The organism is Roseateles saccharophilus (genome assembly GCF_031458095.1).
Lineage (GTDB): Bacteria > Pseudomonadota > Gammaproteobacteria > Burkholderiales > Burkholderiaceae_C > Pelomonas > Pelomonas saccharophila_A.
On sequence record NZ_JAVDXU010000001.1, the window covers coordinates 733,752 to 750,736 of the forward strand.

The window sequence follows — 16,985 nt, forward strand, 5'->3', positions numbered from 1 at the left end:
AAATTCATCTCTTTTCGATTCATCATGATCAAGACTCATATTCTGGGCTTCCCTCGCATGGGCGAGCACCGCGAACTGAAGACGGCGCTGGAGCGCCACTGGCGCGGTGAATTGCCGGCCGCCGAACTGCAAGCCCAGGCCGCCGCCCTGCGCGCCCGCCACTGGAAGCTGCAGCAGGACGCCGGGCTGGACCATGTCACGGTCGGCGACTTCGCCCTCTACGACCATGTCGCCCATCTGATCCAGCTGTTCGGCTGCGAGCCGGCCCGCTTTGGCTTCACCGGCCAGGAGGCCGCCCTGGAGCGCTACTTCGCCATGGCCCGCGGCATCACGACCGCGCATGCCCACACCGAAGCCTGCGGCTGCAGCGGCACGCATGTCGACGGCGTGCCCGCGCTGGAGATGACCAAGTGGTTCGACACCAACTACCACTATCTGGTGCCGGAATTCGACAGCGCCACCGAGTTCAGCCTGAATGCCGAACGCCTGCTCGCCGAGGTCGATGAAGCCATCGCCCTGCCCGCCAGCCCCAAGGTCGCGCTGCTGGGGCCGGTCAGCTTCCTCTACCTGGGCAAGAGCAAGCAGGAGGGCTTTGACCGGTTGGTGCTGCTCAAGCGCCTGCTGCCCGCCTACGAACAGCTGCTAACCCGCCTGGCCGCCCGCGGCGTGACCTGGGTGCAGCTGGACGAACCCATCCTCGGCCTCGACCTTGCGCCGGCCTGGCAGGACGCGCTGCGCCTGGCCTATGCGCGCCTCGGCGTCGTCGGCCAGCCCCTGCTGCTGGCGACCTATTTCTCGCCGCTGGGCGACAACCTCGCCCTGGCCTGCGAGCTGCCGGTGGCCGGCCTGCATGTAGACGCCGTGCGCGCGCCCGACGAGTTGCTGCCGGTGGCCTTGCGCCTGCCGCTGGACCGCGAGCTGTCGGTCGGCATCATCGACGGCCGCAATATCTGGCGCAGCGACCTCGACCAGGCCCTCGCCCAACTGCGCAAGGTGCAGGAACTGCGTGGCGGCCGGCTGTGGGTGGCGCCGTCCTGCTCGCTGCTGCATGTGCCCTTCAGCCTGCGCCAGGACGCGGCCCTGGACACCGAGCTGCAAGGCTGGCTGGCCGGCGCCGTCGAGAAGCTGGACGAACTGCGCGTGCTCAAGCGGGCGCTGTGGGGCGACGAGGCCAGCGTGGCCCGCGAGCTGGCCGAGTCCCGCATCTCACGCGCCACGCGCGTCTCCAGCCGGCGGGTGCGCAATGGCACGGTCGCGGCCCGCCTCAAGGCCCTGCCTGCGGATGTCGACCGGCGCCGCTCACCCTTCCCCACGCGCCAGGCCGCGCAACGCCAGCGCCTGCGCCTGCCCGCCTTCCCGACGACGACCATCGGTTCCTTCCCACAGACGCCCGCGATCCGCGCTGCCCGCGCCGCCGTCAAGCGCGGCACGCTGGCAGAGCCCGCCTACCGCGAGGCCATGCAAGGCGAGATCGCCCTCGCCGTGCGCAAGCAGGAGGAACTGGGCCTGGACGTGCTGGTGCATGGCGAGGCCGAGCGCAACGACATGGTCGAGTACTTCGGCGAGCAGCTCTCGGGCTTCGCCTTCACGGCCAACGGCTGGGTGCAGAGCTATGGCTCGCGCTGCGTGAAGCCGCCGGTGCTGTTCGGCGACGTGTCCCGCCCCCAGGCCATGACGGTGGACTGGACCGTCTTCGCGCAGAGCCTGACGGACAAGCCCATGAAGGGCATGCTGACCGGCCCCATCACCATCCTGCAATGGTCCTTTGTGCGCGATGACCAGCCGCGCGCCGACACCGCCCTGCAGATCGCCCTGGCCATCCGGGATGAAGTGGCCGACCTGGAAGCCGCCGGCATCGCCGTCATCCAGATCGACGAGCCCGCCATCCGCGAGGGCCTGCCGCTGCGCCGCGCAGCCTGGAGGGCCTATCTCGCCTGGGCCACGCGCGCCTTCCGCGTCTCGGCCAGCGCCGTGCGCGACGACACCCAGATCCACACCCATATGTGCTATTCGGAGTTCAACGACATCCTGCCCGAGATCGCGGCCATGGACGCCGACGTCATCACCATCGAAACCAGCCGCTCCGACATGGAGCTGCTGCGGGCTTTCAGCGACTTCCGCTACCCCAATGAGATCGGCCCCGGCGTCTACGACATCCACTCGCCGCGCGTGCCCGACACGGCCGAGATGCTGCGCCTGCTGAAGAAGGCTGCCGAGGTCATCCCGCCGCAGCTGCTCTGGGTCAACCCGGACTGCGGGCTGAAGACGCGGGGGTGGCCCGAGACCGAAGCCGCGCTGGCGCGCATGGTGGCGGCGGCTCGCGAGCTGCGTCGCGAGGCCGGCTGATTCAGCCGCCAGGCCGCGGCTGGGGCTGGGCCAGCATGTCGGCGTGGCGGTGGACGATCTTCCAGCGGCCGGACTGCTTGCGAAAGACTTCGGTCACGCGCAACGTCATGGCCACCAGCTCGTCCTTGCCCTTCATCTGCACCCTGGCGTGCTGCAGCCCGGTCCAGTAGCCGATCTCGCCGTCGGCCGCGCTGTCGAATATCTCGAAGCGGCTGCTTTCCGTCTTTTCACTGAAGGCGCGGGCATCCTTGGCATAGCGCGCATTGACGGCCTCATTGCCCTGGACATGGCCGCCGCCCGGCGGAAAGAAGCTGGCGCCGCCCTCGGTGGCCGCGAGGGCCATGAAACTGTCTGCCTGGCCACGCACATAGTCGAGCGATGCGGCCTCTCGCTCTCTGAGGAATTGCGCGAAGGCTTCGGTGCGGATGCTCATGCGGGCTCCCGGCGCGCCAAGATTGGCGCACTGTCGGTCGCAGCAGCGGCGCGGCCGGCCGGAGGGGTCTGCATTGGCCTGTAGGTGCGGGCCTACATCTGTGACTCTCCACAAGAGTTGGGATGCGGTCCGGGCCCTCTGCACGCACATTGCGCTAGTTGCACAACGCAATGCATGCTCAGGGAGAAGACGATGGCAGGACATGGATCGCGGCCGCTGCGCGGCCTGGAAAGCACGGGGCAGTCCAGCGTGGGAACCGCCAAGTTCGGGCGGATGTTCCGCTGGTTGCCACCTGCCGCCTTGCCGCAAACCCCGGCCCAGGACGCCGCGTTGCGCGCAACGCTGACCACGCTGGCCGGACTGATGGTGACGTCGGAGTTCGACGAAAACGTCGACGACCACAAATTTCCGAACGACACGCCCGACGCGCCGATCGACATCCCGGAGCCTGACGACGAAAACCCCAGGATCGCTGCCGGCTACACCTATCTCGGCCAGTTCATCGACCACGACATCACCTTCGATCCGGCGTCGTCGCTGCAGCGCATGAACGACCCGGACGCGCTGGAGGACTTCCGCACGCCGAGACTGGATCTGGACTGCCTCTACGGCCGCGGGCCGGCCGACCAGCCCTATCTGTATGCCAAGGACGACCACGTCAAATTCATCCTGGGCCCCAATGTCGGCGTCAACGGCATGGACCGCCCCGACCTCCAGCGGACCTTGGACAACACCGCGCTGATCGGCGACAAGCGCAACGATGAAAACAAGATCGTGACGCAGATCCAGGCGTTGTTCCTGAAGTTCCACAACAAGGTCTACGACAAGATCGCGTCAAGCTTCCAGCCCGGCGAGGAAGGTGCCCGTTTCAACGAGGCCCAGCGCATCGTGCGCTGGTGCTATCAGTGGATCGTGCTGCACGACTTCCTGCCCAAGGTCTGCGATCCCGCCGTCGTCAATGCGCTGATGCCGGCCCCGGGGCAGCGCGAACCGCGGCTGCAGTTCTTCCATCCCCATGGCGGCACGGCCTATATCCCGGTGGAGTTCTCGGTGGCGGCCTATCGCTTCGGCCACTCCATGGTGCGGCCGAGCTATTCGCTGAACGACATCGTGCTCAAGGGAACCGCCACGTTCAAGGGCAAGCCCTTTGGCCGCATCCCGATCTTCTCGGCGCCTCCGCGCCAGCCGACCGATTCGATGACAGGCTTTGGCGAGGGCCTCCCGCCGTCATGGGGTCTCGACTGGAACTTCTTCTTCGGCACGCCCAACAAGCATCCCCAAGGTCAGAAACAGATCCCCCAGCCCAGCTACCGCATCGACGCCTTCCTGGTGGACCCGCTCGGCAAACTGCCGGAATTCGAGAAATCGGGGTCCCCGTTCGCTTCGCTGGCCTTCCGCAACCTGCAGCGTGGCGTCAGCATGGGCTTGCCCTCGGGTCAGAGCGTTGCCCGCATGATCGGCGTGGCACCGGCCAAGGTGCTGAGCGACAAGCAGCTCTGGACCGTTCGCAACGAGGGCGAAAACCTCGTGCCCTGGGACGAGGGCAAGGCCTTCTTCGACAAGCCCGAGAACAAGCGCTGGCTGGCCGGCGCGGCGCCGCTTTGGTACTACATCCTCAAGGAGGCGGAGATCATGCATCACGGCCACCACCTCGGCGAGGTGGGCAGCCGCATCGTCGCCGAGACGCTGATCGGCCTGGCCTGGAACGACCACTACAGCTATCTGTTCCAGATGCCGCGCTGGAACCCCTCGGAAGAGCTGCTGGGCCTGCCGGCCAGCCTGGACATGCTGGCCTTGACGCAGTGGGTTGACGCGCCCTAGGCGTCCGCGATGGCCGGATAGTCGCCAAGACCATCCGGCCACGGCGTCAGGATCTCGAAGCCGTCCTTGGTGACGGCCACCATATGCTCCCACTGGGCCGACAGCGAGTGGTCGCGCGTCACCACCGTCCAGCCATCGTTCAGCTCGCGGATGGCGGCGCCGCCGGCGTTGATCATGGGCTCGATCGTGAAGATCATGCCCTCCTGCAACTTCAGCCCCTCGCCGGGGCGGCCGAAGTGATTGACATGGGGATCGTCGTGATACACGTCGCCGATACCATGGCCGCCGTACTCGCGCACGACGCTGAAGCCGGCCGCATGCGCCACCTTCTGGATGGCGTGGCCCACGTCCCCCAACGTCGCGCCCGGGCGCACCTGGCGGATGCCGGCGCGCAGGGCCTCATAGGTCGTCATGACGAGCCGGCGCGCCAGCACATTGGCCTCGCCGACGATGAACATGCGGCTGCTGTCGCCGAACCAGCCGTCCTTGGTCAGGGTCACGTCGACATTGACGATGTCGCCCTTCTTCAGCTTCTTGTCCTTGGACGGGATGCCATGGCAGACGACATGGTTGGGCGAGATGCAGGCCGTCTTGGGGTAGCCGTGATAGCCGACGTTGGACGGGATGCACTTCAGCGTGCCCACGATGTAGTCATGGCAGATGGCGTCCAGCTCCTCGGTCGACACGCCGGGCACGACGTGGGGCTTGAGCATGGCCAGCACCTCGGCGATCAGATGCCCGGCCTCGCGGGCCTTGGCCACCTCGTCGGGCGTGCGCAGTTTCAGGCTCTTCATGCCCGCGCCCCCTTGGCCTTCGCAGGCTGAGTCCAGCCGGCCAGGCGCGCCAGATCCAGCCCGCCCTCCTGCTCGGCGCGGATCAGCAGCTGGCAGATCTCGCTGTGGCTCAGCTGCGGATGCAGCTCGGCCAGCATGCCGATGCGCATCCAGTGCTCGGCCTGGGCATTGATGGAACGCGACAAGGCCTGGCTCGCAACGCGCAGGCTCTCGTGCATCGGATCGGAGATTTTGACGATTCCCATGCCGCGACTATATACGCTTCGTATACGAAACGTATATCACCCGGGTTGGAAAACCAGCACCGCTTCGTAGGCGCTCAGGAACTCGGGCGGCATGCGCCGGGGTTTGCCGCTGCTGATCTCGATGCAGATCAGCGCCCAGCGCCCGCGCATCAGCGTCACCCCGTCGCTGGCGCGACGCAGCTGGAAGCGCCGCTCCATCGTCAGCTTGCCGTCGCTGGACGTCAGCCAGGTGCCCAGCACCAGGGCCTCGCCTTCGACCGACGGCAGCAGATAGTCGTAGTGGCCTTCGCGGATGGCCATGGCGCGGTCCAGGCGCCGGTAGTCGTCCAGCGACAGCCCTAGCGCCTCGGAGTGCGCCCAGCCCGCCTGCTCGCACCACTGCACGTAGACGGCGTTGTTGGTGTGGGCCAGCCCGTCGATGTCGCTCGGCTGGGGCGTCAGCGCCAGCGTGAACGGCGACGGGTGATCCCAGTCATTCATAGGCCGAGACTTCCGGCCGGCGCGCCAGCACGGCAATCGGCGGCGCCCAGCGCTCGCCGCGCGGCTTCTTGCTCGTCACCAGCGTGATCTCGCTGGGCTCGAAGACCTCGACGTTGTGCGTGATCGGCGTCGTCAGCAGGTATTGGGCGCGGGTCGAGCGCAGGAAGTGGCCGACGAGCTGGATGTTGCGCACGTCCAGGTGGGCGAAGGGCTCGTCGATGAAGACGAAGCCGCCGGGCGTCTCGTCATCCTTCATCAGGCCGACCAGCAGGATCAGGCTCTTCAGCACCTGCTGGCCGCCGGAGGCCTCGCCGTCGTTGAGCCCGACCTCGCCCTTGCCGTCGAAGTTGAACTTGACCTGCAGGCCGGCCTGGGCAAGCACGGTGTCGTCGTTGTCCAGATGCGGCAGCACGGCCTCGGCCGTCGTGCCGGCCAGTTCACCCAGCTCGGCGACGTTCTTCTTGTAGCGGCGCACCGTGGCACGCAGCACGTCGATATAGCGCTCGCGGGCATTGAAGGCCGCGATGCGCGCCATCTCGTTGCTGGCGCGGCGGTCGCTGAGCTGGCTGTCCTGCTCATGCACCTGGGCGGCCATGCGGGCATGGCGCTCGACGACGCTGGCGTCCACCTCCCAATGGCCGCCTTCCAGCTCCTGGTCCACATGATGGGCGCGGATCTCGGCCTGGCGGGCGTTCTCGAACTCATTGCGTGCGGCGGCGAGTGCAGCCGGCGTGACCCAGGACTTGGGAAACTGGGCCTTCTGTGCACGCGACTCGCGGGACGCCTTGCGCAGCGCCTCGCGCCTGGCTTCGTGCTCGCGCAGACGGCCGGCGGCCGAACCCTCGCCGTCCTTCAGCGCGATCTGGGCGCCTTCGTAGGCCTGCTCGCTGCGCGTGGACTCGCGCACGACGCGGTCGTGCTCGCTGTCCAGCGTGCTCATGCGCGTGGACGCCTCGGCGCGGGCCTGGCGCAGTACCGGCAGGCGTGAGCGTGCCTCGGCGAACTCGTCGGCACGCTCGCTCAATTCCTGGGCCGCCTTGTGCCCCACAGCGGCGCGCTGCACGTCCTTGAACTGGCGTTCGACCTCGGCCTGGGCCTTGGCGATGCGGCTCAGCTCGCCGTCCCAGCGGGCGAGCTCGGCTTCCAAAGCGCCGCGGCGCGAGTCGACGGCCGAGGCACCGAACTGGTGGTCGCGCGGCTCGACGAAGACGCTGCGGCCGCCGCGGCCATCGCGGTAGTAGGCGTCCGTCGTGATCCATTCGCCACTCGTCTTGGCGCCCTCTTCCGTCGATGTGACGCAGCGGATGGCGCCCAGCTGGCGCACCAGCCAGGTCGGCAGCGGCGCGCTGACGTTCAGCGCCGCCAGCAGCGAGCCGGCCGGCGCCTGACCTGCAGCCTGGGTGTCGGCGACGACGTAGTGGCGGTAGCGCTGCTTCGCCGCAATGTCGAAGGCGCGACCTTCGTCGCTGCGATGCTTGAGCACGACCACCCAGCGCGACGGGCGCAATAAACCTTCGGCAGCGGCGCGCCAGGTCTCGTCGGCGATGTCGATGCTGTCGGCCACCAGGTAATGGGCGATGCCGGCATCGTCCAGGGCCCGCTTCATCGGCGCGACCTCCGGCGGCGGCGGCGGCAGCCGCTTGCCGCTCAGCTCGCCGAGCTGGGCCTGGGCGCGCGAGGCCTTGTCGCTGGCGCGGGTGTAGTCGGCGCGCAGGCGCTCGCGCTCGGACGCCAGCTCCTGCATCTTGGCCGTCAGCGCGGCGGCATCGGCTTCCACGTCGGCCAGGGCCTTCAGCTCGTCCTCGCGCTTGACCAGGGCCTCGGCGGGCCGCTCGGCCTCGCGGGCCGCGTCGAAAGCGGCACGGGCCTCGCGGCGTTCGCCATCGAGCGCCTTCAGCCTTTCCTTGGCCGCTTCCTGCGCCGTGAACAGGCCATGCAGGGCTGCGCGCTTCTCGCTCAGCGCCTTCACATCGCCCGAGGCGAACAGGCGCTGGCGGTGCAGCTCGCGCGCATCACGGGTGATGCGCTCGCGGGCCTCGCTCCAGCGCAGCACGGGCAGCACCTCGGTGGCCAGGCGCTCGCGTTCCTGGATCTTGAGCTGGTACTGGCGATGACTGTTGACGCGGTTGGCCAGGTCGCTGAGCTGAGCTTGTGTATGAGCCAGCTCCGCACCGGCCTGCTCGACTTCCTTGCCCAGCTGCTGCTGGTGGCTGCGCGCCTGCTCGTAGCGGTCCAGCACCTCCTGGTCGCCAAAGACCTCGAAGACCAGACGCAGCAATTCCTTCGGCGACAGCTCGCAGAGGCGATCGGTCTGGCCCTGCTCCAACGCCAGTACGCGGCCGATAGCGCGCGTCAGGCCGGCGGCTTCGAGACGCTTCTTCCAGGCCTCGATGCCCAGCCAGTCGCGGTCGCCCTTCTCGGCCAGTTGCTCGATCTCGTGCACGCCATCGAGGATGACGTAGCGCCTCACCCAGTCGCCGCCATGGCGCTCGATGCGGCAGGCCAGCGTCACCTGGTCGGCATACAGCAGCGACGAGGCGAAGGGCCGGCTGCTGTTCTGACGCGAGCGCGGGCGGTTGTCCACCAGGGCGCGCAGCCAGGCCGTCTCGGCGTTGGCATGGCGGGCATAGGTCTTGTAGGTGCGGCCGCCCGAGCATTCCAGGCCCAGCAGGGTGCGCATGGCGTCCAGCAGCGTGGTCTTGCCCGAGCCGTTGGGACCGGCGATGGTGATGATGGCGCCGTCCAGCGGCAGCGTGACGCGCTGGCAGTAGTCCCAGTGCAGCAGTTCAAGCGATTGCAGGTGGAACATCAGTCGTCGAGTTCTTGTTGTTCGGCTTCTTCAACGGGGCGCGGCAGCGGGTGGCCGGCGCGGGCCATCACGTCGCCCAGGGCGCCATCGAGGATGCGCGGCGCCAGCAGGTCGTAGTCGATCAGCAGGTCCAGCAGCGGGCCTTCGGCAATGTCTTCGCCGCGGCGCGTGACGAAGCCGTGGCGCTCCAGCAGCTTGAGGTTGGTGTCTAGGCGCAGCTTCTTGCCGAGCTGGTCGCCGAAGTCGGCCAGCAGGCTGCGGTAGCTGATCAGCGGCGCGACGCTCGCCGCCTGGGGCATGGGCTTGTCGGTGGCGAAGAACTCGCCCTGGCCGGCATGGATGGCATCGCTGCGTGCCACCTGGCGCTGGCGCTTGGGCAGCACGATGAGGCTCCACAGCACGACGAGCAGGGCCACGCCGTCGCGCGGCAGGTCGAGGTTGTTGTTGGCGGCCAGGCCCGTTTCGCCGAAGACGGCGCTCTCGGCCGGGCGCAGCAGGGCCACCGAGATATGGTCGGCGTGCACGTTGTCCACCAGCTGCAGGCCAACGCCGGCCAGGCGGGCGCCGAGCTGTGTCCACAGCTCGGTATCGATCAGCGCGCGGCGCACCAAGGGGTGGCTGCGCGGCAGCCAGCGGCGGGCCAGCAGTTGCGCGGCGAGTTGCTGCGAGTCGTCGAGAGGGCTCATTGGGAAGAGGATTCAGGGGTGAGGACGCCGCGGCTCATCCATTTGACGAACTCGTCGTCGACGGGGCCTTGCTCGGCCGACCAGCGCACGCTCCAGGGCTGGCGGGCCATGTCGCCGGTGGCACCCTTGAGGTGGCGCGCCTGGGCGTCGCCCAGCAGCGGCAGCAACTGGGCACGGTAGGCGGCGCGGGCATAGCTGCCGCCCAGGATGGCGGGCGTCAGGTCGCGCTCGACGGGATCGCCGGCCCAGGCGGTCAGCAGGGCCTGCATCTGGTCCATGTCGGGCGGCAATTGCATGACGGCCAGCTCGCCGGTCGGCGCGGCCTGGCCTTGGGGCAGCGCGGCGGCCTCGGCAGGCTTGGGCCGGTCGCGCTCGAATTCGGCTTCGGCGGTGTCGACGAGGTCGCGCTGGGCCACGAGCACCGGATGCACCGGCCGCTCCCAGGCGCCATTGAGCAGCGCGGCCAGGTCGCCCTGGCTCTGCAGCCAGCGGCGCACGTCGGTCGTGGTGATGCCAGTGGAGCCCAGCGTGACGCGCTGACGGTCCGCCTGCTGCAAAGCCCGGTTGAACTGGCTGGCCATGGCCAAGAGGCGCGCCTGGGCCAGGCCCAGCTCGCGGGCCAGGCGCTCCAGCCGGGCCTCGCCGGCCGATTCGGCCTGGGCAATGATGGCCCCCAGGGCCTCGCCGGCGCGGTCCACCAGGGTCAGCGCCTTCTCGAAGCGGGTGCGGGCGCGGCGCAGGGCGAACTCGCTGCCGCTGGCGATGGCGTCGGCAAATTCGTCATACAGGCGCGACAGCTGGGCCAGCAGATGCTGCAGCTGGGCGGGCTGCAGGGTGCCGAGCTGGTGGGCACCGGCCACGCCGGCCAACAGTGAAGCCAGGTCGCCGTCGGGCGCCTGCTCCTGGGTCAGCGGCTGCAGCAGGCCGACGAGCTGCTGGGCCAGCGGCGTGACGGCATAGGTCTGGGAGGTGGCGTCCCAGGACAGCAGGTCGGCCTCGCGCAGGCGCTTCAGCGCGCTGTCCAGCACCTCGTCGCGCAGCACGTGGAAGGCCTGGTTCAGCGCCTCGCGGGTCAGGCGTGACTCGCGCAGGGCCATCAGCTCGAAGAACACCCACAGCCGCAGCCGCGTCAGGCCGGCCGGGCCCTGGAACAGCGCCCGCAAGGCGATCTGCAGGGCGTCCTGGCGCTCCAGCTGCCACCACAGCAGGGCCTCCACCGGCGCGGCGCCGTCGCGGAAATAGTCCTCGACGCGGTCGGGGCGCAGCGAGTCGTCGGAGTCCTGGGGTGCGGTCAACATGGGGCGCGGATTATCGACGGGCCCGGAAGCCGCCAAATTAGGGGGTGTCGAGGGCTTTGACAGCCTGAGGCGGCGGCATGCCCCGGCACGGTGCCGGCCCCCATGTCAGCGGGGCAATGGCATCGAACTTGCATCACTGACACCCATAACCCGGAGGAGAGCAGAAATGATCCAACGCGCCTTGTTCGCCACTGCCGCCCTGGCCCTCTCCACCCTCGCGCCGCAAGCGCAGGCGGCCGTTGTCATCGACTACGCCAACTTCCTCACCGCCTGTGGCAACACGCTGACCTGCGTGGGCGCGACCAGCCCCACCGCTGGCGGCGACCTGCGGTTGACGCCCTCGACCTTCGCTACCGGTGGCGCCGGCTACAGCACGACCGCCATCTCCCTGGGTTCCGGCGCGACCTTCAGCACCACCTTCCAGTTCCGCATGAGCGAGGCGGCCGGCATCGACCCGGCCGATGGCTTCACCTTCGTCGTCTCCAAGGCCACGGCAGGCCTCGGCGGCCTGGGTGGTGGCCTGGGCTATGCCGGCGTCGCCAACAGCGTCGCCATCGAGTTCGACACCTACAACAACGGCGAGGTCGGCGGCAGCAACCACGTCGGCATCGACGTCAACGGCTCGCTGGCCAGCCTGGCCCCGGTCAGCCCCTACGGCATCAGCAGCTGCGAGTTCGCCAACTACGGCGCCACCGGCTGCATGAGCAACGGCAAGATCTGGTCGGCCTTCATCAACTACGACGGCACGACCAAGAAGCTCAACGTCAGCGTGCAGGAAGCCGGCTCGGCCCTGATCCAGCTGATCACCAACTACGACATCGACATCGCCGCGGCCCTGGGCACCAACGACGCCTTCGTCGGCTTCACCGCCGCCACCGGCTCGGGCTACGAGAACCACGACATCCTGAACTGGCGCCTGGCCAACGACACCTCCATCACCACCGACCCGGGACGCCTGCCCGAGCCGGCCAGCCTGGCCCTGCTGGCCCTGGCGGGTGGCGCAGCACTGACGGCCCGCCGCCGCCGCGCCGTCTGAGCGTCGTTCGACTTTTGCGAATGCCGGCGTCAAGCCGGCTGAAACCAGGCCCGCACCAGCGGGCCTAGTCTTGGGGCATGCAAAACCATCGCCTGCCCACCTTCTTCCTGTCCCATGGCGGCGGCCCCTGGCCCTTCATGGACGGCGACTACCGTCGCGCCCACGCCCAGCTCGAGGCCTCGCTGCAAGCCCTGCCGGCCACGCTGCCGGCGAGACCGAAGGCCATCCTGATGATCTCGGCCCACTGGGAGGAGGCCGCCTTCACGGTGATGACCTCGCCGGCGCCGGGCATGCTCTACGACTACGGCGGCTTCCCGGCCCACACCTACGAGGTCGTCTACCCGGCTCCAGGTGACCCGGTGCTGGCCGAGCGCGTCGTTGCACTGATCCAGGCCTCTGGCCTGCCCGCCGCACGGGATGAAAAGCGCGGCTTCGACCATGGTGCCTTCTGCACCCTGGTGCCCATGTATCCGGACGCCGATGTGCCGGTCGTGCAGTTGTCGCTGAAGCGCGGCCTGAACCCTGCCGAGCATCTCGCCCTGGGCCGGGCCCTGGCGCCGCTGCGCGACGAAGGCGTGCTCATCCTCGGCAGCGGCTTCAGCTTCCACAATCTGCGCCTCTACGGCGAGGCCGGCCGCGAGCCTTCGGTGGCCTTCGACGCCTGGCTGCAAGACGCCCTGCCCGCGCCGGAGGGCCGCGCCGAGCGCCTGCTGGCATGGGCCCAGGCGCCCGCCGCCCGCCTGGCCCATCCGCGCGAAGAGCATCTGCTGCCCTTGATGGTCGCCGCCGGCGCGGCCGAAGGCGACACGGCCACGTGCAACTATCACGAGACCGAATTTCTCGGCGGCGTGACTGCGTCCAGCTTCCGCTTCGGATGAGCGCTTGACCTGACGGCTGCCGTCACCCTGAGGCTCATGGCCTTCCATCTGGAGACGCCATGAACCTCGACGACGCCCAATTCCTCGCCGCTGTAGCCGACGGCTCGCTGCCCGCCAGCGACTTTGGCCACCGCCAGCATCTGCGCCTGGGCTGGCTGCATCTGCAAACCGCGTCACTGGAGGTCGCCATCGAGCGCACCTGCGCCGACATCACCCGCTTTGCAACTCACCATGGCGCCCACGCCAAGTTCCACCGCACCATCACCGAGGCGCTGCTGAGGCTGATGGCGGCTCGCGGTCCCAACGATGCCGCCTTGGTGGACAACGCGCGCGGTCTGCTGGCCCGCCACTATTCGCCGACACTGCTGGCCACGCCCGAAGCTCGCCTGCGCTTCCAACCACCCGACCTGATGCCCCTGCCCGCATGAGCCCGCAGCTGACCCTGGGCCGCCTGGCGCGCGCCACCGGCCTGGCGCGCTCCTCCCTGCTGCACTATGAAGCCCTGGGGCTGCTGAAGCCTCTGGCGCGCAGCGAGAGCGGCTACCGCCTCTATGGCGAGGCCGAGGTGCAGCGGCTGCAGGCCATCCGCCGCTATCGCGAGGCCGGCCTGTCGCTCGAAGCCATCCAGCATCTGCTGTCACGACCTCATGCCGAGGGTCCTGCCCATCTGCTGGAGCAGCGCCTGCTCGCGCTCAGCGACGAGGTGCAGCGCCTACGCGAGCAGCAGCAGGAACTGGCGCGCCTGCTCGCCATGCCGGAGTTCCACGCACTGCGCCGCGCCCGCGGCAAGGCCGACTGGGTGGCGCTGCTGCGCCAAGCCGGCTTCAGCGACGACGACATGCAGCGCTGGCACGCCGGCTTCGAGGCGGCCGCCCCTGAGCAGCACCAGGCTTTCCTGAAGTCGCTCGGCTTGTCGGCCAAGGAAGTGGCCGCGATTCGCCATGCAGCCACGTCCGCGACACTGCGGGCATGAACAAGACCGCACTGATCGAACGGCTCGCCGCCTGTCACCGCGACGGCAGCCGCCTGAAAGCCGCCGACTGGGCCGACGCCGTGCGCGACGAGGCCGATGCCTATGCCGTGCAGGACGGCGTCGCCCAGGCCCTGAGCTGGCGCTTCGAGCGCTGGAAGTCCGGCGGCGCCAGCGCCCAGGGGCCGTTCAGCCATTCGCCGGTGAACCCGGTGGCGGGCAAATCACTGCTGGGCGTCGAGGCCGAAGTGGCGCTGCGGGTTGACTCGAGCGGTGCGCCCGAAGCCATGTGCATCGCCATCGAACTGGTCGCCTCGCGCTGGCAGGAAGGCCTGGACGCCCCCGCCTTGCTGCGCATGGCTGACCACCAGTCCAATGCCGGCCTGCTGCTCGGGCCCTGGCGGCCCTATCGCGAGCTGGACTGGTCCCAGCTCGAATGGCGGTTGACCCTGCCCGGCCAGCCCGACATCGTGCGCCGCGGCGGCCACTCGCTGAACCAGCCGGCCGGCGTGCTGCCCGCGTGGTTCCGCCATGCCACGCGAAACGGCGCCAGCATCGCTGCCGGCACCGTCGTGACGACCGGCGCCTGGGGCGGCCTGCATCCGCTGGCCGGCCCGGCCCTGGGCAGGCTGGCCATCGAGGGCCTGGGCGAATTCAGCTTTTCAGCAGCGGCGTGAAAACCGCGGTGAAGGCCGCGATGTTGACGGCCACCGTCAGCCAGTAAACACGCCGGAAGGCCGGCTTGACGCTCTTGTGCCGCAGCGTTTGCTGGGCCAGCAGAGCGCCCGGCCAGCCGCAGGCCAGGGACAACGCATGCAGGGTGTTCTCGCCCACGCGCCAGTCGCCGCGCCGGGCCGCCCGCTTGTCCAGGGCATAGACGATGAAGGTCGCCATGCTCATGGCGGAATACAGGCCCCAGAGCCAGTTGGGCACGCCCCACAGCAGGTGCACGGTGAGCACAAAGCCCGCGAAGGCCGGCACCAGCAACAGCACCCGTCCGCGGTCACGCGGTGCGGCGGGCGCAGGTGGCGCCTTGACGGGCCGCACGGCCAGGGCTCGAGGTTTGCCCTGGGCATCGCGTCCGGCCGCAAAACTCAGGCGCTCCCCCACCACCGGCCGCTGCGCGCGGGCCGCAAAGGCCTGGATGTGGACGAAGAGGCGGGCCGCGCCGCCGTCGGGAGCGATGAAGCCATAGCCCTTGGCGTCGTCCCATTGGACAAGGGTGCCGGTTTGCCTGTCGTTTGAACTCATCATGAAAAAAGGGCCCGCACAGCGGGCCCTCCATCATCGCCGGGCGGCCGAAGCCGCCGCGGTGTCAGCGGCCGAAGCCACCCTTGCGCGGGCCGCTCGGCGGACGGCGGTCGCCGAAAGCCGGCTTGGCGCCGAAGCTGGGCTTGGCACCCGGCTGGAAGGGGCGCTGCTCGCCACGCGGCGCAAAGCCACGATCTTCACGGGGCTGGAAACCGCGATCCTCACGGGGTTGGAAGCCACGGTCCTCGCGCGGCGCGAAGCCGCGGTCTTCACGGGGCTGGAAGCCGCGGTTCTCACGCGGCTGGAAGCCACGTTCGTCGCGCGGCTGGAAGGCCGGGGCATCACCACGCGGCGCAAAGCCACGCTGCTCGCCACGCGGAGCGAAGCCACGGTCGTCACGCGGCGCAAAGCCGCGGTCCTGGCCGCCATTCCCGTGATTGAAGGGCTTGCCGCCACCATGGAAGGGGCGGCCGCCGTCTTCGCGACGGAAGGGCTTGTTGCCGAAGCCGGGACGGCCACCGAAGTTGCCACGCGGGCCACGGTCGTCAAAGGAACCGGCCGGGCGAGGCGGGAAGATGCGCGGCTCTTGCGTCTTGGGCTCCAGGCCGGCGATGTGCTGGACCGGAATCGTCTGCGTCGTGAACTGCTGGATGCGGCGGATCATGGACACGTCGTCGCGCAGGCCCAGCGTGATGGCCAGGCCCTGGCGGCCGGCGCGGCCGGTGCGGCCGATGCGGTGCACATAGTCCTCGGCCTTCATCGGCAGGCCGTAGTTGATGACGTGGCTGATGGTGGGCACGTCGATGCCGCGGGCGGCGACGTCGGTGGCCACCAGCACCTTCAGGTCACCACGGCGCAGGCCCATCAGCACGCGATTGCGCTTGCCCTGGGGCATGGCACCGTGCAGGGGGGCGACGGCGTGGCCGAGCTCGGCCAGGCGGTCGGCCAGCCAGTCGGCGTCGCGCTGGGTGCTGGTGAAGACGACGGCCTGGTCCAGTTCCGGCTGGGCCAGGATGGACTCCAGCAGCTGGTCCTTGTGATGGGGGTTGTCGGCCCAGTGCAGGCGCTGCTCGATGTTCTCGTGCGTGTCGGTATGCGACGCAACCTCGATGCGCTGCGGATCCTTCAGCAGACTCTGTGCGAGACGGCCGACGTGGCCGGCGAACGTGGCGCTGAACATCACCGTCTGACGCTCGACGGGCGTGTTGCCTGCAATCATCGTGATGTCGTCGATGAAACCCATGTCCAGCATGCGGTCGGCTTCGTCCAGCACCAGCATCTCGACGTTGCCCAGCACGCACTTGCCGGACTGGATGTGGTCGATCAGGCGGCCAGGGGTCGCGATGAGGATGTCCAGCGGGCCGGTCAGCTGGCGGATCTGCAGCGGATAGGGCATGCCGCCCAGCACCGTCGCGACCTTCAGGCCGGGAATGAAGCGGCCGTAGGTTTGTGCGGCCTTGGCAACCTGCATGGCCAGTTCACGGGTGGGCGCCAGCACCAGGATCTTGGGGCCGTAGATCTTGCCCTTCTCGCGACGCTTGCTGTCGTCGCCGCGGGCGGCCAGGATCTTCTCCAGCGCGGGCAGGATGAAGGCGGCGGTCTTGCCGGAGCCGGTGCGCGCCGAGACCATCAGGTCCTTGTTGGCGATGGCTGCGGGGATGGCCAGCCCTTGCACGTCGGTGGCGTTCTCATAGCCGGAATCCTTCACGGCCTTCAGGACCACTTCGCTCAGGCCCAGGTTCTCGAAACTCATGTCTTACTTCTTTCAGTCAAAAGCCCGTCCGTGCCGCAGTGAAAAGCGGGCATGCGGGCGCTGAACAGACCATGCCGTTCAGCAGTCAAAGTCGCTGGGAGAAAGCTCGTGTCGGGCGGCTCGGGTTGCGGGCGCAACGCCGGGTGCGGCACGGGGGAACAGTCAAAGCGACGGCTTCATCGCCG

At 68.9% G+C, this 16,985-nt stretch carries 16 protein-coding genes; 7 read left to right on the forward strand and 9 right to left on the reverse strand.

Features of this window, described 5'->3' with window-relative positions; genetic code table 11:
• Positions 1-24 precede the first annotated feature (24 nt).
• Positions 25-2,346 carry a 5-methyltetrahydropteroyltriglutamate--homocysteine S-methyltransferase gene (gene metE / locus J2X20_RS03210; protein WP_310260756.1) on the forward strand — a complete coding sequence of 774 codons (2,322 nt, stop codon included), beginning with the start codon at positions 25-27 and terminating at the stop codon, positions 2,344-2,346.
• Between the two features lies 1 nt (position 2,347).
• Here metE and J2X20_RS03215 read toward each other — a convergent pair whose 3' ends face one another.
• The gene (locus J2X20_RS03215) at positions 2,348-2,779 is read right to left on the reverse strand and encodes a YybH family protein (protein WP_310260759.1); all 432 of its coding nucleotides are present in this window, start codon (positions 2,777-2,779) and stop codon (positions 2,348-2,350) included.
• Positions 2,780-2,971: 192 nt separating this feature from the next.
• On the opposite strand from J2X20_RS03215, the gene J2X20_RS03220 reads away from it, so the two are divergent.
• Positions 2,972-4,600 (forward strand): peroxidase family protein, encoded by a 1,629-nt coding sequence (locus J2X20_RS03220; protein ID WP_310260763.1) that lies wholly within the window; start codon positions 2,972-2,974, stop codon positions 4,598-4,600.
• Here the strand turns inward: J2X20_RS03220 and map are convergent.
• From map to J2X20_RS03250, 6 genes are read right to left on the reverse strand one after another with little or no spacing between them, the layout of a single operon-like run.
• Positions 4,597-5,394 carry a type I methionyl aminopeptidase gene (gene map, locus J2X20_RS03225; protein ID WP_310260765.1) on the reverse strand — a complete coding sequence of 266 codons (798 nt, stop codon included), beginning with the start codon at positions 5,392-5,394 and terminating at the stop codon, positions 4,597-4,599. The genes J2X20_RS03220 and map overlap by 4 nt on opposite strands.
• Positions 5,391-5,639, reverse strand: a complete 249-nt coding sequence (locus tag J2X20_RS03230) for a ParD-like family protein (RefSeq protein WP_310260767.1) — start codon at positions 5,637-5,639, stop codon at positions 5,391-5,393. The genes map and J2X20_RS03230 overlap by 4 nt, the downstream gene beginning before the upstream one ends.
• A 36-nt stretch (positions 5,640-5,675) precedes the next feature.
• Positions 5,676-6,119 (reverse strand): acyl-CoA thioesterase, encoded by a 444-nt coding sequence (locus J2X20_RS03235; protein WP_310260769.1) that lies wholly within the window; start codon positions 6,117-6,119, stop codon positions 5,676-5,678.
• Positions 6,112-8,928, reverse strand: coding sequence for an ATP-binding protein (locus J2X20_RS03240; protein WP_310260770.1), 2,817 nt, complete (start codon positions 8,926-8,928; stop codon positions 6,112-6,114). Before J2X20_RS03240 ends, J2X20_RS03235 begins: the two co-directional genes overlap by 8 nt.
• Positions 8,928-9,614 (reverse strand): hypothetical protein, encoded by a 687-nt coding sequence (locus tag J2X20_RS03245; protein ID WP_310260772.1) that lies wholly within the window; start codon positions 9,612-9,614, stop codon positions 8,928-8,930. The genes J2X20_RS03240 and J2X20_RS03245 overlap by 1 nt, the downstream gene beginning before the upstream one ends.
• A complete protein-coding gene (locus tag J2X20_RS03250) occupies positions 9,611-10,912 on the reverse strand; it encodes a hypothetical protein (RefSeq protein WP_310260774.1) in 1,302 nt (433 codons plus the stop codon). The genes J2X20_RS03245 and J2X20_RS03250 overlap by 4 nt, the downstream gene beginning before the upstream one ends.
• Before the next feature lie 166 nt (positions 10,913-11,078).
• Here J2X20_RS03250 and J2X20_RS03255 point away from each other — a divergent pair, with 166 nt between their 5' ends.
• The 5 genes from J2X20_RS03255 (at position 11,079) to J2X20_RS03275 (ending at position 14,473) form a co-directional block, all read left to right on the forward strand.
• Positions 11,079-11,948 (forward strand): PEP-CTERM sorting domain-containing protein, encoded by an 870-nt coding sequence (locus J2X20_RS03255; protein ID WP_310260776.1) that lies wholly within the window; start codon positions 11,079-11,081, stop codon positions 11,946-11,948.
• A 77-nt stretch (positions 11,949-12,025) separates the two neighbouring features.
• On the forward strand, positions 12,026-12,826 hold the full coding sequence (locus tag J2X20_RS03260) for a DODA-type extradiol aromatic ring-opening family dioxygenase (RefSeq protein ID WP_310260778.1): 801 nt from the start codon (positions 12,026-12,028) through the stop codon (positions 12,824-12,826).
• Positions 12,827-12,885: 59 nt separating this feature from the next.
• Positions 12,886-13,254 (forward strand): hypothetical protein, encoded by a 369-nt coding sequence (locus J2X20_RS03265; RefSeq protein WP_310260780.1) that lies wholly within the window; start codon positions 12,886-12,888, stop codon positions 13,252-13,254.
• Positions 13,251-13,799 (forward strand): MerR family transcriptional regulator, encoded by a 549-nt coding sequence (locus tag J2X20_RS03270; protein ID WP_310260782.1) that lies wholly within the window; start codon positions 13,251-13,253, stop codon positions 13,797-13,799. Before J2X20_RS03265 ends, J2X20_RS03270 begins: the two co-directional genes overlap by 4 nt.
• Positions 13,796-14,473 carry a hypothetical protein gene (locus J2X20_RS03275; protein WP_310260784.1) on the forward strand — a complete coding sequence of 226 codons (678 nt, stop codon included), beginning with the start codon at positions 13,796-13,798 and terminating at the stop codon, positions 14,471-14,473. Before J2X20_RS03270 ends, J2X20_RS03275 begins: the two co-directional genes overlap by 4 nt.
• Here J2X20_RS03275 and J2X20_RS03280 read toward each other — a convergent pair.
• On the reverse strand, positions 14,451-15,047 hold the full coding sequence (locus J2X20_RS03280; RefSeq protein ID WP_310260786.1) for a cold shock and DUF1294 domain-containing protein: 597 nt from the start codon (positions 15,045-15,047) through the stop codon (positions 14,451-14,453). The genes J2X20_RS03275 and J2X20_RS03280 overlap by 23 nt on opposite strands.
• Before the next feature lie 64 nt (positions 15,048-15,111).
• Positions 15,112-16,800, reverse strand: a complete 1,689-nt coding sequence (locus J2X20_RS03285; protein WP_310260788.1) for a DEAD/DEAH box helicase — start codon at positions 16,798-16,800, stop codon at positions 15,112-15,114.
• Positions 16,801-16,985 lie beyond the last annotated feature (185 nt).